This window comes from Enterobacter cloacae complex sp. 370H10, from assembly GCF_050031535.1.
GTDB classification, from domain to species: Bacteria; Pseudomonadota; Gammaproteobacteria; order Enterobacterales; family Enterobacteriaceae; genus Enterobacter; species Enterobacter intestinihominis.
In genome coordinates this window covers 2258476-2271827 of the sequence record NZ_JBLGWG010000001.1, presented here as the reverse complement: position 1 = coordinate 2271827, position 13352 = coordinate 2258476, and the positions used below count along the sequence as shown (strand labels likewise).

The 13352-nt window shown below is 55.4% G+C and carries 11 protein-coding genes and 2 pseudogenes; 5 read left to right on the top strand and 8 right to left on the bottom strand.

The window, feature by feature from the left end; genetic code table 11:
* Positions 1–95 precede the first annotated feature (95 nt).
* Positions 96–2069, top strand: a complete 1974-nt coding sequence (locus tag ACQG2Q_RS11345; RefSeq protein ID WP_048966596.1) for an alkyl/aryl-sulfatase — start codon at positions 96–98, stop codon at positions 2067–2069.
* A 52-nt stretch (positions 2070–2121) separates the two neighbouring features.
* Positions 2122–3228 carry a GGDEF domain-containing protein gene (locus tag ACQG2Q_RS11340; RefSeq protein WP_045309013.1) on the top strand — a complete coding sequence of 369 codons (1107 nt, stop codon included), beginning with the start codon at positions 2122–2124 and terminating at the stop codon, positions 3226–3228.
* 97 nt (positions 3229–3325) lie between these two features.
* On the opposite strand, the pseudogene ACQG2Q_RS11335 reads toward ACQG2Q_RS11340, so the two are convergent.
* The 3 genes and pseudogenes from ACQG2Q_RS11335 to ACQG2Q_RS11325 form a co-directional block, all read right to left on the bottom strand.
* A pseudogene (locus ACQG2Q_RS11335) lies at positions 3326–3400 on the bottom strand (hypothetical protein); the annotation flags it as partial.
* A gap of 152 nt (positions 3401–3552) precedes the next feature.
* Positions 3553–3627: pseudogene (locus ACQG2Q_RS11330) on the bottom strand (hypothetical protein); the annotation flags it as partial.
* Positions 3628–3779: 152 nt separating this feature from the next.
* Positions 3780–5279 carry an aldehyde dehydrogenase family protein gene (locus tag ACQG2Q_RS11325; protein ID WP_063849244.1) on the bottom strand — a complete coding sequence of 500 codons (1500 nt, stop codon included), beginning with the start codon at positions 5277–5279 and terminating at the stop codon, positions 3780–3782.
* A gap of 241 nt (positions 5280–5520) precedes the next feature.
* Here ACQG2Q_RS11325 and feaR point away from each other — a divergent pair, with 241 nt between their 5' ends.
* Positions 5521–6429 carry a transcriptional regulator FeaR gene (gene feaR, locus ACQG2Q_RS11320; protein ID WP_023300024.1) on the top strand — a complete coding sequence of 303 codons (909 nt, stop codon included), beginning with the start codon at positions 5521–5523 and terminating at the stop codon, positions 6427–6429.
* On the opposite strand, the gene ACQG2Q_RS11315 is transcribed toward feaR, so the two are convergent.
* The 3 genes from ACQG2Q_RS11315 to ACQG2Q_RS11305 are packed head-to-tail and all read right to left on the bottom strand — an operon-like array spanning position 6430 to position 9582.
* Positions 6430–6747 carry a YdbL family protein gene (locus tag ACQG2Q_RS11315; RefSeq protein WP_063849245.1) on the bottom strand — a complete coding sequence of 106 codons (318 nt, stop codon included), beginning with the start codon at positions 6745–6747 and terminating at the stop codon, positions 6430–6432. It abuts the gene before it with no gap.
* A gap of 7 nt (positions 6748–6754) precedes the next feature.
* Complete coding sequence (locus tag ACQG2Q_RS11310) at positions 6755–6946, bottom strand: YnbE family lipoprotein (protein WP_003857369.1); 192 nt, start codon at positions 6944–6946, stop codon at positions 6755–6757.
* Positions 6943–9582, bottom strand: a complete 2640-nt coding sequence (locus ACQG2Q_RS11305) for a YdbH family protein (protein WP_063849246.1) — start codon at positions 9580–9582, stop codon at positions 6943–6945. Before ACQG2Q_RS11305 ends, ACQG2Q_RS11310 begins: the two co-directional genes overlap by 4 nt.
* A 210-nt stretch (positions 9583–9792) precedes the next feature.
* On the opposite strand from ACQG2Q_RS11305, the gene ACQG2Q_RS11300 reads away from it, so the two are divergent.
* Together ACQG2Q_RS11300 and ACQG2Q_RS11295 are read left to right on the top strand one after the other, a co-directional pair.
* The gene (locus tag ACQG2Q_RS11300) at positions 9793–10782 is read left to right on the top strand and encodes a 2-hydroxyacid dehydrogenase (protein ID WP_022648008.1); all 990 of its coding nucleotides are present in this window, start codon (positions 9793–9795) and stop codon (positions 10780–10782) included.
* Positions 10783–11441: 659 nt separating this feature from the next.
* On the top strand, positions 11442–12278 hold the full coding sequence (locus tag ACQG2Q_RS11295) for an alpha/beta fold hydrolase (RefSeq protein ID WP_022648007.1): 837 nt from the start codon (positions 11442–11444) through the stop codon (positions 12276–12278).
* A gap of 87 nt (positions 12279–12365) precedes the next feature.
* On the opposite strand, the gene ACQG2Q_RS11290 is transcribed toward ACQG2Q_RS11295, so the two are convergent.
* Both ACQG2Q_RS11290 and ACQG2Q_RS11285 read right to left on the bottom strand, forming a co-directional pair.
* Positions 12366–12539 (bottom strand): GnsA/GnsB family addiction module toxin, encoded by a 174-nt coding sequence (locus ACQG2Q_RS11290; protein WP_022648006.1) that lies wholly within the window; start codon positions 12537–12539, stop codon positions 12366–12368.
* 307 nt (positions 12540–12846) lie between these two features.
* The gene (locus ACQG2Q_RS11285; RefSeq protein ID WP_003857380.1) at positions 12847–13125 is read right to left on the bottom strand and encodes a DUF1471 domain-containing protein; all 279 of its coding nucleotides are present in this window, start codon (positions 13123–13125) and stop codon (positions 12847–12849) included.
* Positions 13126–13352: the final 227 nt, after the last annotated feature.

Below are 13352 nucleotides of genomic sequence, written 5' to 3'. Positions count from 1 at the left end.
ATGTTACTTCGCTTAATGCTTTTGCAACATCTGAAACATTTTGTAGATATCGAAGTGTCCATGAACAACGCTATACATAACCGAGAGGTTTTAGGATGAAAGTCAATGAGATAGCAAGAAGCCTTGCGCTGGCCGGTTTTTTCATTTCCGCCAGTTCAGCCTGGGCCGCAGAAGCCCCTAAGGATGCAACCGCAGCAACTCAGCAGGCCAACAACGCACTCTTCAACCAGCTTCCTTTCTCCGATAACACCGATTTTACCAATGCCCACAAAGGGTTTATCGCCCCGCTACCTCAGGAAATTATCAAAGGGGAGCAAGGCAACACCGTCTGGGATCCACAGCAGTACGCCTTTATCAAGGAAGGCGATAAAGCGCCCGATTCGGTTAACCCGAGCTTATGGCGTCAGTCCCAGCTGATTAACATCAGCGGCCTGTTTGAAGTCACCGAGGGCGTGTACCAGATCCGTAACCTCGACCTGTCAAACATGACCATTATTGAAGGTAAAGAAGGCATTACCGTGGTCGACCCGCTGGTGTCGGCGGAGACGGCCAAAGTCGGGATGGATCTTTACTATAAAAATCGCGGCAAGAAACCTGTCGTCGCTGTTATTTACACCCACAGCCACGTTGACCACTATGGCGGCGTGCGCGGCGTGGTGGACGAAGCCGACGTGAAGTCCGGCAAGGTTAAAGTCTACGCGCCAGCCGGATTTATGGAGGCCGCCGTCGCGGAAAATATCATGGCGGGTAATGTCATGAGCCGCCGCGCCAGCTATATGTACGGCAACCTGCTGAAGCCGGATGCGAAAGGCCAGGTGGGTGCGGGGCTCGGCACCACCACCTCCGCCGGGACGGTGACCCTGATTGCCCCGACCAATATCATCGAGAAAGATGGTCAGAAAGAGGTGATCGATGGCCTGACCTATGATTTTATGCTCGCGCCGGGCTCCGAAGCGCCTTCTGAGATGCTCTGGTATATCGAAGAGAAAAAGCTGATCGAGTCTGCGGAAGATGTCACCCATACCCTTCACAACACCTACTCCCTGCGCGGTGCGAAAATTCGTGAACCGCTGCCATGGTCGAAATACATCAACCAGGCAATTGTACGCTGGGGTGATAAGGCCGAAGTTATCATGGCGCAGCACCACTGGCCGACCTGGGGCAACGAGAATGTGGTTAACCTGCTGAAAAGCCAGCGCGACCTCTACCGCTACATCAACGACCAGACCCTGCGCATGGCGAATGAAGGGCTGACGCGTGACGAGATCGCCGCCAACTTCAAGCTGCCGAACTCCCTGGCCAATACCTGGGCCAACCGAGGCTATTACGGTTCAGTCAGCCATGACGTCAAAGCCACCTACGTGCTCTATTTAGGCTGGTTTGACGGCAACCCCGCGACCCTGGATGAACTGCCGCCTGAAGAAGCCGCGAAGAAATTTGTGGAGTATATGGGAGGCGCGGATGCCATCCTGAGTAAAGCTAAAACCGATTTTGACCAGGGCAACTATCGCTGGGTGGCTCAGGTGGTCAGCAAAGTGGTGTTCGCCGATCCAAACAACCAGGCCGCACGTAACCTTGAAGCGGATGCCCTGGAGCAGTTGGGTTATCAGGCTGAATCCGGCCCATGGCGTAACTTCTACCTGACCGGCGCGCAGGAGTTGCGTAACGGCGTGGTGAAAGGTCCCACCCCGAATACCGCCAGCCCGGATACCGTGCGCGCAATGACGCCAGAAATGTTCTTTGACTATCTGGCGGTGCATATCAACGGTGAAAAAGCAGCGGATGCAAAATCGGTGTTTAACATCGACCTCGGCAGCGACGGCGGCAAATACAAGCTGGAGCTGGAAAATGGCGTGCTGAACCACACGGCGAACGCCGAAGCGAAGGATGCTGACGCGACCGTGACCCTCAACCGCGATACGCTGAATAAAATCATCCTGAAAGAAGTGACGCTTAAACAGGCTCAGGATAATGGCGATATCAAAGTGACGGGCGATGCCGCAAAACTCGATGCCATGCTCGGTTACATGGATAAATTTGAATTCTGGTTTAACATTGTGACCCCGTAAAGGCATGCACTCGCGGGCGGTCTTTCCGCCCGCCACAGGGACATTCTCTCTCATGGAAAAAAGACACAACGCCACTCCGGAGCCCGCGACCTGGCCGACCCGTAACGCCATGGTTGTTCACGGGCTGGCCATGAACCTGCCGTGGCTCGCCTTCGTCAACGCGAGCTTTGCGCTAATGATCCTGCTGCGCAATTCCCTGTTCGGCCAAATTGATACCCTCTTACACGTCAGCCCACCTCTCACACAGATGATTGACGCTTCCATGCTGGGGGTAGTCATCCTTTCCGTGGCGCTGGTAATAATGGCCTGGCGCCACATCCGCGGCGTCAGCGCCGTGCTGTTAATGTGTAGCCTGCTATGGTCGATAAGTTGTTACTGGTTTATCAACGTGATACAGCTTCCTCATCCCTGGCCGATATTCGTTACCCTGCTGATGGCCGGTATGACCGCGCTCTATTTTCATCCGGTGGGACTGGTGTGCTTTATCGCGCCGCTGTGGATCACCATGCCCGTTGCCAGCATGCTGCTGAATCAGGAGATGAACCTTCGCTTTGCCGGGCTGTGGGTGGTGTTCACGTTCATTCTCGTTTGCGGACGCTACATCCTCTTAAGCTGGTTTGAAGAGGCCTGGCGTCGCAACCAGCAGAATCAGCGTTTAATTTCGCGGCTGGATGCGCTGGCCCATCAGGATCCGCTGACGAAAACGGCCAACCGCCGGGCGATGGAGCTGGTGCTGGAAAACGCGGTGGAGCAAGGCAAACGCTTCACGGTACTGATGCTGGATGTCGACTACTTCAAACTGTATAACGACACCTATGGTCACCAGGCGGGGGACGCGTGTCTCGCGCGGGTCGCGGAGGTGCTGAACACCTCGGTGCGCACGCCAGAGGATGTGGTTTCGCGCTACGGTGGTGAGGAGTTCGTCGTGATCCTCTTTGACTGTGAAGAAAGCGTTGCTGAGAAAGTCGCCGCGCGGATCCAGGCTGGCCTGCGCACCGCAGCCATTGCGCACAGCGCGTCGAAGGTGAGTGAATGTGTGACGGTGAGTATGGGCATTGCAGGCTATACCCCAGGACTGGCCGGCCCGGAAATCATCGCCCGCGCCGATGCGGCGTTGTATCGGGCGAAGGAGTCCGGGCGGGATAGGTGGTCGCTGTAAGTTACGCCGGGTGGCGCTGCGCTTACCCGGCCTACAAAACCAACCTTTTCCTTGCTCCCGTAGGCCGGGTAAGGCGTAGCCGCCACCCGGCGTTTTTTTAATACCGCACACACACCGACTTGGTTTCGCACCAGCCGTCCAGCCAGTCGGGGCGGAAATCATTGCCCGCGCCGATGCGGCGCTGTACAGGGCGAAGGAGGCCGGGCGGAATCGGTGGTCGCTGTAAGTTACGCCGGGTGGCGCTGCGCTTACCCGGCCTACAAAACCAACTTTTTTCCTCGATCCCGTAGGCCGGGTAAGGCGTAGCCGCCACCCGGCGTTTTTTTAATACCGCACACACACCGACTTGGTTTCACACCAGCCGTCCAGCCAGTCGGGGCGGAAATCATCGCCCGCGCCGATGCGGCGCTGTACAGGGCGAAGGAGGCCGGGCGGAATCGGTGGTCGCTGTAAGTTACGCCGGGTGGCGCTGCGCTTACCCTGCCTACAAAACCAACCTTTTTCCTCGATCCCGTAGGCCGGGTAAGGCGTAGCCGCCACCCGGCGTTTTTTTAATACCGCACACACACCGACTTGGTTTCACACCAGCCATCCAGCCAGTCGGGGCCGAAATCGCGCCCGGTGCCAGACTGCTTCATGCCGCCGAACGGCAGGTTGGCATCTATCAGCGTGTGGCTGTTCACCCACACGGTTCCGGCCTGTAGCCTGTCGGTGTACTCCAGCGCTTTACTGATGTTCTGCGTCCAGACGCTGGCCGTTAAGCCGTATTCAGTGTCGTTCGCCAGCTGAAGCGCCTCTTCCCCGTCAGCTACACGGACCAGATTCACCACCGGCCCGAAGACCTCTTCACGCGTCAGTCGCAGATGATTATCCGGGTTGACCACCAGCGTTGGCGAAACGTAATAGCCTTTGCCGTCTGGCCCCCGGTTCCCGGCGATCAGCTCCGCATTGTGCGCCTTCGCCTCATCCAGAAACGCCTGGACCTTATCGCAGTGGGCGCGCGACACCAGCGGGTTGATAAACGCATCCGGCGACATGCCCGGCCCGACGCTCAGGGATTTCACGGCCTGTTCAAAGCCGCTGACCAGCGTGTCGAAAAGCGGAGCTTCAATATATATACGTGAACTGGCCGCGCAGACCTGCCCCTGATTCAGGAAGCTGCCGGTCATCAGCCCTTCAATCACCCACGCCGGATCGGCATCTTTCAGCACGATGGCCGGGTTTTTGCCGCCCAGTTCCAGCGTCACGCCCGTTAGCGTATCCGCCGCCGCGCGGGCAATCTGCTTGCCCGTCGCCGTCGATCCGGTAAAGCTCACTTTGGCAATGCGCGGGTGCGAGGTCAGTGCCGCGCCACAGACGGCGCCACTGCCGGTCACCACGTTAAATACGCCATCCGGGATCCCCGCCTCGCCCGCCAGTTCCGCCACCCGTAAAAGTGTGAGCGGCGTGGTTTCCGAGGGTTTGATCACGATGGAGCAACCTGCCGCCAGCGCGGGCATCACTTTCCACATGCCAATCATCAGCGGGAAGTTCCATGGCACAATCCCCGCCACGACCCCAACCGGCTCTTTACGCGTCCACGCCTGATAACGCGCGCCCTGCGGCAGTGGAATCGAGAGATCGAGGGTTTTACCGGCAATTTTGGTGGTCAGCCCTGCCGTGTAGCGCATCCAGTTCAGGGTGCAGCCCACCTCGAAGGCGCGGGAAATGTTAATCGATTTCCCCTGCTCCAGGGTTTCGAGCTGTGCCAGTTCTTCGCCATGCTGTTCCACCAGATCCGCAAACCGCAGCAGGATGCGTTCCCGCTCGGCCGGAAGCCGCCCGGCCCAGCTTCGGGCGACAAAGGCGCGCCAGCCAGACATCACCGCACGATCGACATCATCAACGCTGGCATCGGCGGTTGAGGCAATGACCTCTCCGGTCGCCGGGTTGTAGACGTTCAGACGCTTTTCGCTATCGGATGCCGCCTGACGCCCTTCGATCCACAGGCCGTGCTGGCGATCTAAAAACTGCTGCACGCCAGGCAGGACGGCGACGTGTGATTCGGACATAGGATACTCCTTCGTTATGCTTCGCAGGGTGTGTATGCAGTCTAAGAGGGGATTCGCATTCCTGCTTTTGTCTGTGTGACATTCGCTTTGCCAGCTGTGACAGGCTCCGCAAATCGTGATAATTCCCGCTTATATCGCTGTAACCGTTGAGTGTTCTTTCCTATAGTCAGCCTCGTAGCCCTGACAATATGCAACATAAATGCAACAATGCGAAAACAGTGACGGTGCAGCGAGAACATCAATGGCATGTGCAAGCGAACAGGACAATTTTCAGCAGTGGCTGGCGCAAATTAACCAGGTTTGTGGGCGCTTTGCGGCACGTCCGTTAGAGGGGGCGTTTCTCGGCGAACTGGAAACCAGCTATACCCAAAGTCTGAAGCTGAGCACGGTGACCGCCGCAGGCGTTAACCTGTTTCGCACCCGTCAGGAGATCAAAAACGGCAACGACGCCTGGTTCTACACCGTGTTTCAGCTGGAAGGCAGCGCCGGAATCGAACAGGACGACCAGCGCGCGCTGCTGAAAGCCGGGGATATCACGCTGATTGACGCCTCCCGCCCGTGCTCCATTTACTGGCAGGAGCGTTCCCGCCAGATTTCGCTGCTGCTCCCGCGACAAATCATTGAGCAACACGCGCGTTTTCAGGAAGTGAGGTGCGCGTTGCCCCTCTCCCGCAGTCTGCCTACCGTACAGCTGAGCTATCGACTATTACAGGAGAGCATGGGCAATGCCGATCTCAGCGCCAGTGAAAGCGAAGCGGCGCTGGAGGCGATGGTGTGTCTGCTGCGTCCGGCCTTCCAGCAGCATGACGAGGTGCTGCCGCGCAAGGAGCGTCAGTTCCGCCACGTTCTGTCCCTGATTGACGATCATATTCAGTCGGAGGCGTTAAGACCGGAGTGGATAGCCTCAGAGAGCGGCATGTCCGTGCGTAGCTTGTACCGCATGTTTGCCGGGAAAGGGCTGGTGGTGGCGCAGTATATTAAGAACCGTCGCCTCGATTTATGCGCTCAGGCGCTGCGTTCCATCGGCGATGACGAAAAGCTGGCGGGCATTGGCTACAGCTGGGGCTTTACCGACCATAGCCATTTTTCCACCGCCTTTAAGCAGCGTTTCGGGGTTTCGCCGGGCGAATACCGTAAGCGTTACCGCTAGTTACTTTTTCAGCCATTTGCCGTTAATCCCCTTCACGTACTCACCCGGCTGCGCGCGGGCCACCAGCTTTTGCCCCGCCATTTTCGCCACCTCGTCGACGGGCAAATTATTGCTGTCAGCAAGCTGCTGGTAACTTTCCGTGCGTGCGGCGTTGATACGGTTCACCAGCGCCAGGGTTTCAGCGTCGTGCTGAACGGGCGCAAGATAGCCGCTCAGGGTTTCCCCTACGCGCCCCTGGATGCGCGCATCGTTGAGCGTAAGCGTGGCGGCGTGAACGTTCATCCCCAGCGCCAGTAACATCAGAGCTAATCGTTTCATGGCATCCTCAGAACAGATCGCTGCGGGATTTCAGCAGGGCTTCAACGTCTTTATCCACCTTGATATGGATTTCATGCTCGATTTTCACGTTCATGTTGATGGTGATCGGCTCTTTGGGCGCCGCCACTTCAATGCGCGGCGTGCAGCCTGACAGCAGCGCGACGACGGCCACGGTGAGTACACCAGCCCTCTTTTTCATTGTTGTTCCTCACTTTCCTTGCCTGTCGAACCGCGGAGAAGGGGTATCGCCGCATGTTGCTCAAACCATGTTTGCAGATTGTCCCCAAAGCGCAGGCTGCGCCAGAGGGTAAAAATGTTCTCTTCATGGGTGTAATTCAGGTTAACGAAGCTGCTTTTGCCCTCGACGCGGCTGGTGCCTTTAATGGCCGCCTGCATGGTTAACACACCCAGATTATCCACATTGAGTTTTGTCCACGACTGAGAAATTTCCATATAGCGGAGCCAGTTGATCGCCGCCCCGGCAACCACGTTGTCTTTCACAATGGCATCCGCCGTGTCCTGGTCGATGCGCAGCGTCATCGGCCCCGGGTTGGTCAGCCAGCCATCTTTAATGATCCATTTCTCATTGTCCAGCCAGAACGGCAGCGCGCCGCTCACCGGGCCGGACATGGCAAACTGCTTCGGATTTACCGCGCTTATCAGTTCGCTGGAGGAAATATTATCCACGCGCAGTAAAGCCGGATCGTGCTGCGGCATTCTCAACTGCTGCATGGTGATTTTCCCGCCGAGTGCTTCCACCTTCACGTTGGTGAGCAGGAGCGGGTTCGCTTCGGTCCAGGGATAATCGCCCTGAAGATCCGCGGTGATATTTCGGGCTGTGACCAGGTTTTTCACCTCGTCGATTCGTAACGTTACCGGTCCGCGCGTGCCCAGTGACCAGGTGCCCTGGCTTAAGCGGAACGGCAGAACAAAATCAACGCCGTTGATTTCGTTATCCGGCATCCACGCGCTGCCCGCTTTCAGCACCCCGTGCCCCCCGGCCTCAAACCCCTGGTCGGGGGCCGCTGAGAAAGCCACCTGCGCGTACATTTCGCCGCCGCGCAGGGTCATTTTCCAGTCTGGCGGGATCAGCGGCTGGAACACTGTAAGAGACTGTTTTGGCCACCAGGCCTGACCGCGGAGGCGTTCGCCGTCCCAGCGTCCATTCACCTGGACCGGGCCGATGTCATCCGCATGAAGGTTCCCTTTAAACTGGAACACCGTCGGGTCTGTCCCGTCAACGCTGAAGGTCAAAACGGACGGCGGCAGCACGCTTCCGCCTGAAAAGCTTGTTTGCCCGGCATTGAGCGCGAGCGCACCGCTAAAGGAGGGGTTATCCGGGTCCCGCGACCAGCGCACCGGGTGATCCAGCACCAGGCGCGGTTTGCTGACCAGCATCGTGCCGTACTGCAATTTGTCGAACCCCGTGGAAAGATCGGTCAGTTCGATAACGTTGTCGCGCCACTCCCCGGTTCCCCGGACATCCCAGCGCGCGTTCATCGGCGTGAAGTTCCCTTTACCCCAATAGCGCCACTGCCACAAACCGTTGTCCGGTAAAAAGTCGTTAGCCTGGCCGTCCAGATGCAGCTCAAAATTGCCCATCTCGTTTTCATGCGCCCGCAGAATGGCTTGCAGGCGGCCGTCCACGCCCTTTTGCGTGAGCTTCACGCCCGCCAGCGGCCAGCGGATCTCATCGATATCCAGCGAGTCAATGATGCGTCCGCGCGAGCGCAATAGTGCGCCGGGTTCAAACGTAAGCTGCGGATCGTAAAGGCTGCCGGTCAGCTTCGCCGGGAGTCTGGCATACAGGATCAGATCGTTTTGCTTGGCTTCCCCGCTCAGGTGCAGCGGCATAGCGCTGTTTTCCATACTGAGCGAGCCGGGACCGATATTCAGCACCGCGTTGCCCTTACCCGCGTCCCCCTGGGTCAGCACGTTGAGCCGCCCCGTGAAGGTGGCTTTCTCCAGCCCCTGCTGCCAGTTATTCACCTTCAGGCCGATGCGACCGCTCATCGGCATACCGGAGGCTGACCAGTTCCAGCGCCCGTCGCTGATGGTCAACTGCTGAGCGGTGATCTGCCACGGTAAATCGAGCAGCGGATCGGGGTTGTCCCGCGCCATAACCACCAGCTGGCCCTGATTATCCTCCCAGTCCAGATCGGCATCGACCAGCGAGGATAACTGTGGCACGTTAAAGGTCGCGACCGTATGCCCTTTCACCGGTACGCCGTCCGGCACCAGCGGCAGGGTAAATTCACCGACCAGCTTCACGGGCTGCGACTGGTCCGGCAGCTGCACATCGAACTGGCTGATGGAGAGCGTCTGGCCGCGCAACTGCCCCTTAATGCTCACCTGCTCGCCTTTATAGGTGATGTCCTGGCGGGCTGGCGTGAGTGAGGCATGTAGCTCACCCTCCCACTGCTGCCAGGGAGAAAGGGTAAAACGGTGGATGGTCAGCCAGGTGTTGGGCAGGATGGCCTGCCACTGCGCCAGCGTTTTCGGCGCCACCGTAGACGGCGCCGATTGCGGTAATTTGCTCAGGCAGACAGAGTTAAGTTCAAGTGCGCCAATATCCAGATCCCAGCGGCTGGGGTGTGACAGGGTCACGTTTTCCACGCGGGCAATTTCGCACTCTTCTACCAGATAACGGAGATCGGGGATGATCAGGGCGTGGCGCGTGAGCCGAGGGCTTTTTTCAAACGCGATGCGTGTTCCAACGGGAAGCCAGATCCCGGCGAGCGTGGGCACCCACTGGGCGAGCGTCATCAGCAGCGTCAGCGGCACAAGAAATAGCAGCAGTAATAGCGCGATTGCGGCTTTGTATTTACCCTTCATGGGCAGTTAATATCCTGATTTTGCGAAATAAATAAGCCGATCTTGCCGCTCATTGTCGCATGTTTAGCCAGTCAGTTGAAGGTAATGCCATTTTTAAGAGTAGATGCTCTACAATAATTCATAGAACTTATTGATTTCAATGAATTTTGAAAAATTGTAAGATAATTTTAAACATGCTAACGTGGTTCCAAAATCACTGGAGAAAGTCTTATGAAACTCGCGGTATATAGCACAAAGCAGTACGACAAAAAGTATCTGCAACATGTTAACGAGACGTACGGTTTCGATCTTGAATTTTTCGACTTTCTGCTGACTGAAAAGACGGCTAAAACCGCCCACGGCTGCGAAGGCGTGTGTATCTTCGTTAACGATGACGGTAGCCGACCGGTACTGGAAGAGTTGAAAAAACAGGGCGTGAAATACATTGCCCTGCGCTGCGCGGGCTTTAACAACGTCGATCTCGATGCCGCCAAAGAGCTGGGTCTGAAGGTTGTTCGCGTTCCGGCCTATTCTCCGGAAGCCGTGGCAGAACATGCGGTCGGGATGATGATGTCGCTCAACCGTCGTATTCACCGTGCCTATCAGCGTACCCGTGATGCCAACTTCTCTCTGGAAGGGCTGACCGGCTTTACTATGTACGGTAAAACCGCAGGCGTGATCGGTACCGGCAAAATTGGTGTGGCCGCCCTACGCATCCTGAAAGGATTTGGCATGCGCCTGCTGGCGTTTGATCCGTACCCAAGCGCCGCTGCGCTGGAGCTGGGCGTGGAGTATGTCGATCTGAAAACGCTCTTCTCGCAGTCTGATGTTATCTCCCTGCACTGCCCGCTGACTCCTGAAAACTATCACCTGCTTAACCAGTCGGCGTTCGACCAGATGAAAGACGGCGTGATGATCATCAATACCAGCCGCGGCGGACTGATCGACTCTCAGGCCGCTATCGAAGCGTTGAAAACGCAAAAAATCGGCGCGTTGGGTATGGACGTGTATGAGAACGAACGCGATCTGTTCTTTGAAGATAAATCTAACGACGTGATTCAGGACGACGTGTTCCGTCGCCTGTCGGCCTGCCACAACGTGTTGTTCACCGGCCACCAGGCGTTTCTGACCGCCGAAGCGCTGATCAGTATTTCGGAAACCACGCTGGGGAATTTACAGCAGCTTGAAAAGGGCGAAGCGTGCCCTAACGCGATCGTTTAAGACCGTCAGGCCGGGTGGCGGTAACCTCTGCCCGGCCAATAATAAGCCCATCAGAAAAATAAGCACAGGTTAACTATTAAGATGGCTAACGTTCATCGTAAATATAACAATCAAGGATATGACTGTTCCGGTGTGACCATATCAGAATGAGGCTCTGCTGAAGGCTGCGTGATTTGCTGCACTATCGTAACCAGTTGTTCAAAAACAGCTCTCATTTGCGTCGGGTAGGTTAAAGACAACCAGGTTGCCAGCACTGCTCCAGCCAAAAAGCCCAACTTCATACACCATCCCTAATAAATTTAGCGAGATACAAGCTTTAACGTATGTGTGGTGCCGGGTGCCTCCCGGTGAGTCGTTGGTCAGCCACCTTGACCCGCTACTGATTGCCTAAGCTACACGTGCTGTTTAGCCCCTCCGCACAGGGGGATTCACCACGCGAGAAAAATAACACAGTGCCCCGGCTGGTTTAGGGGATATTTCGTTTAAAAATAAATAATGACCATACAAAATTAATCTATAACTGTTTTCAGGAACCCTTCTACACTTTAAGCGGATATATCAGTAATAAGATTAATATAAGTCAGTTTTATTACGTCCCTAAATGCTGGGCTATTTACTTAGCCTTCACACATGTTGCCATTAGCAGAGGAGTCTGAAATATGGCATTCGTAACAACGAAAGATGGTGTCAGTATTTATTACAAAGACTGGGGTCCGAAGGATGCGCAGCCGATCGTTTTCCATCACGGCTGGCCGCTGAGCGCCGATGACTGGGATAACCAGATGCTCTTTTTCCTTGCAGAAGGCTTCCGCGTCATCGCCCTCGACCGTCGTGGTCATGGTCGTTCCGATCAGGTGAGTGAAGGTCATGATATGGATCATTATGCCTCCGACGCATCAGCCGTGGTCGAAAGCCTTGATTTGCGTAATGCCGTGCACGTCGGCCACTCCACCGGCGGAGGCCAGGTCGCCAGATACGTTGCGAAGTACGGCCAGCCTCAGGGGCGGGTGGCCAAAGCGGTACTGGTCAGCGCCGTTCCTCCGCTGATGGTAAAATCAGACACGAACCCCGGCGGTACGCCCATTGAAGTGTTCGACGGCTTCCGCCAGGCGCTGGCCGCTAACCGCGCCCAGTTTTACCTCGACGTCGCCAGCGGTCCTTTCTATGGATTTAACCGAGACGGAGCAGAGGTTTCGCAGGGAACAATCCAGAACTGGTGGCGTCAGGGTATGATCGGTAGCGCCAAAGCCCACTATGATGGCATTAAGGCATTTTCAGAAACCGACCAGACGGACGATCTCAAAGCCATCACGGTTCCCGTCCTGGTGTTGCAGGGTGATGACGATCAGGTCGTCCCGTATAAAAATGCCTCCCTTCTTCAGGATAAGCTGCTCGCAAACAGCGAGCTAAAAATCTATCCAGGTTTCCCGCATGGGATGCATACCACGCATGCAGATACCATAAACGCCGATATCCTGACGTTTATTCGCTCATAAAGACGTTGATTATCCATAAAACAACCGGGCACCACGCCCGGTTCTCTTTTGCGGCAAGAATTGAGCGACCATTTCAGGAAGAAACGCTTACAGGAGTTTGATTTTTACTTCATACCCCTCCAGACCTGTCATGGCCTCACGAGCGATAAACTCAATTTCAGATACTTCCTGCCCTGTTTTTTTTCGTAATTCTGCAATTTTTTTGGCTATAAGCGCTGAAATTTCTTCCTCTGCCTTTTGCGTCATTGCGTCAACTTTCATATTTACCTCTTGCGGCCGTTTACTGTTTCCAGTATCTAACTGGTTTTAACCATAACCCTATGTAAAGCGTAGACTATCTGCGTTACGTATGCTGCCTTCACCTTGAGATGAGCAGCAGATGGGGCCATTGCATTTAAATATGCATTTAGATTGCATTATTTGAATAAGCTGTTATTGTGCCAACGCCTTAGAGCACATAAACATAAGAAAAGATTTGACTCAAACTCGCCCCGCACCAGGGGCATTTTTTTTGCTCTCTATAAGCAAAAAACCCGCCATGAGCGGGTTTCTGCGTTATTCGGAAAGATTATTTGAAGACTTCTGCTACGGCCTGGAAGTTAGGGCCATGCTCTCGAGCAGCGATGATGACATAGTATTTCCCGCCCTTCTCATCTGCCAGTTTCGAGAGTTTTTGATGAAGATCTGAAGGTGAAGAAATTTGTCCACCTGAAGCCCCTACAGATACATTGCCCAGGTATTCAAGTTTGAAGTGGTGCGCTTCATCTTTGGAAATCATATCTGCCGCAGATGCGCCAAAGCTTGCAACTGTTAAAGCCAATACACTCCCTAATAGTGCTTTTTTCATATCATTCCTCCTGTTAATAAATCTATCTATTTAACATTAGCATCAAATATGGGAATGATCCGTGCCAATGTCGTAGAGAGACTGAGCGATAAGCGTCGCCTCGTTGAGCATTATTACCTGCCCTCTCTGACGCAACCTGCGATTACAGCAGGTTCATCTACTATACTGACCTGTGCAGTTAGCATTTATCTGCCCGGTTGCGCGTAAGGTAACCGAAACTTACCTGT

What these genes read in the sequence shown, in the direction of transcription:
- ACQG2Q_RS11325 (WP_063849244.1), bottom strand. Translation starts at nt 5,279, where the DNA reads ATGTCCGAATCACACGTCGCCGTCCTGCCTGGCGTGCAGCAGTTTTTA.
- ACQG2Q_RS11290 (WP_022648006.1), bottom strand. Translation starts at nt 12,539, where the DNA reads ATGAAAGTTGACGCAATGACGCAAAAGGCAGAGGAAGAAATTTCAGCG.
- ACQG2Q_RS11310 (WP_003857369.1), bottom strand. Translation starts at nt 6,946, where the DNA reads ATGAAAAAGAGGGCTGGTGTACTCACCGTGGCCGTCGTCGCGCTGCTG.
- ACQG2Q_RS11285 (WP_003857380.1), bottom strand. Translation starts at nt 13,125, where the DNA reads ATGAAAAAAGCACTATTAGGGAGTGTATTGGCTTTAACAGTTGCAAGC.
- ACQG2Q_RS11315 (WP_063849245.1), bottom strand. Translation starts at nt 6,747, where the DNA reads ATGAAACGATTAGCTCTGATGTTACTGGCGCTGGGGATGAACGTTCAC.
- feaR (WP_023300024.1), top strand. Translation starts at nt 5,521, where the DNA reads ATGGCATGTGCAAGCGAACAGGACAATTTTCAGCAGTGGCTGGCGCAA.
- ACQG2Q_RS11300 (WP_022648008.1), top strand. Translation starts at nt 9,793, where the DNA reads ATGAAACTCGCGGTATATAGCACAAAGCAGTACGACAAAAAGTATCTG.
- ACQG2Q_RS11305 (WP_063849246.1), bottom strand. Translation starts at nt 9,582, where the DNA reads ATGAAGGGTAAATACAAAGCCGCAATCGCGCTATTACTGCTGCTATTT.
- ACQG2Q_RS11295 (WP_022648007.1), top strand. Translation starts at nt 11,442, where the DNA reads ATGGCATTCGTAACAACGAAAGATGGTGTCAGTATTTATTACAAAGAC.
- ACQG2Q_RS11345 (WP_048966596.1), top strand. Translation starts at nt 96, where the DNA reads ATGAAAGTCAATGAGATAGCAAGAAGCCTTGCGCTGGCCGGTTTTTTC.
- ACQG2Q_RS11340 (WP_045309013.1), top strand. Translation starts at nt 2,122, where the DNA reads ATGGAAAAAAGACACAACGCCACTCCGGAGCCCGCGACCTGGCCGACC.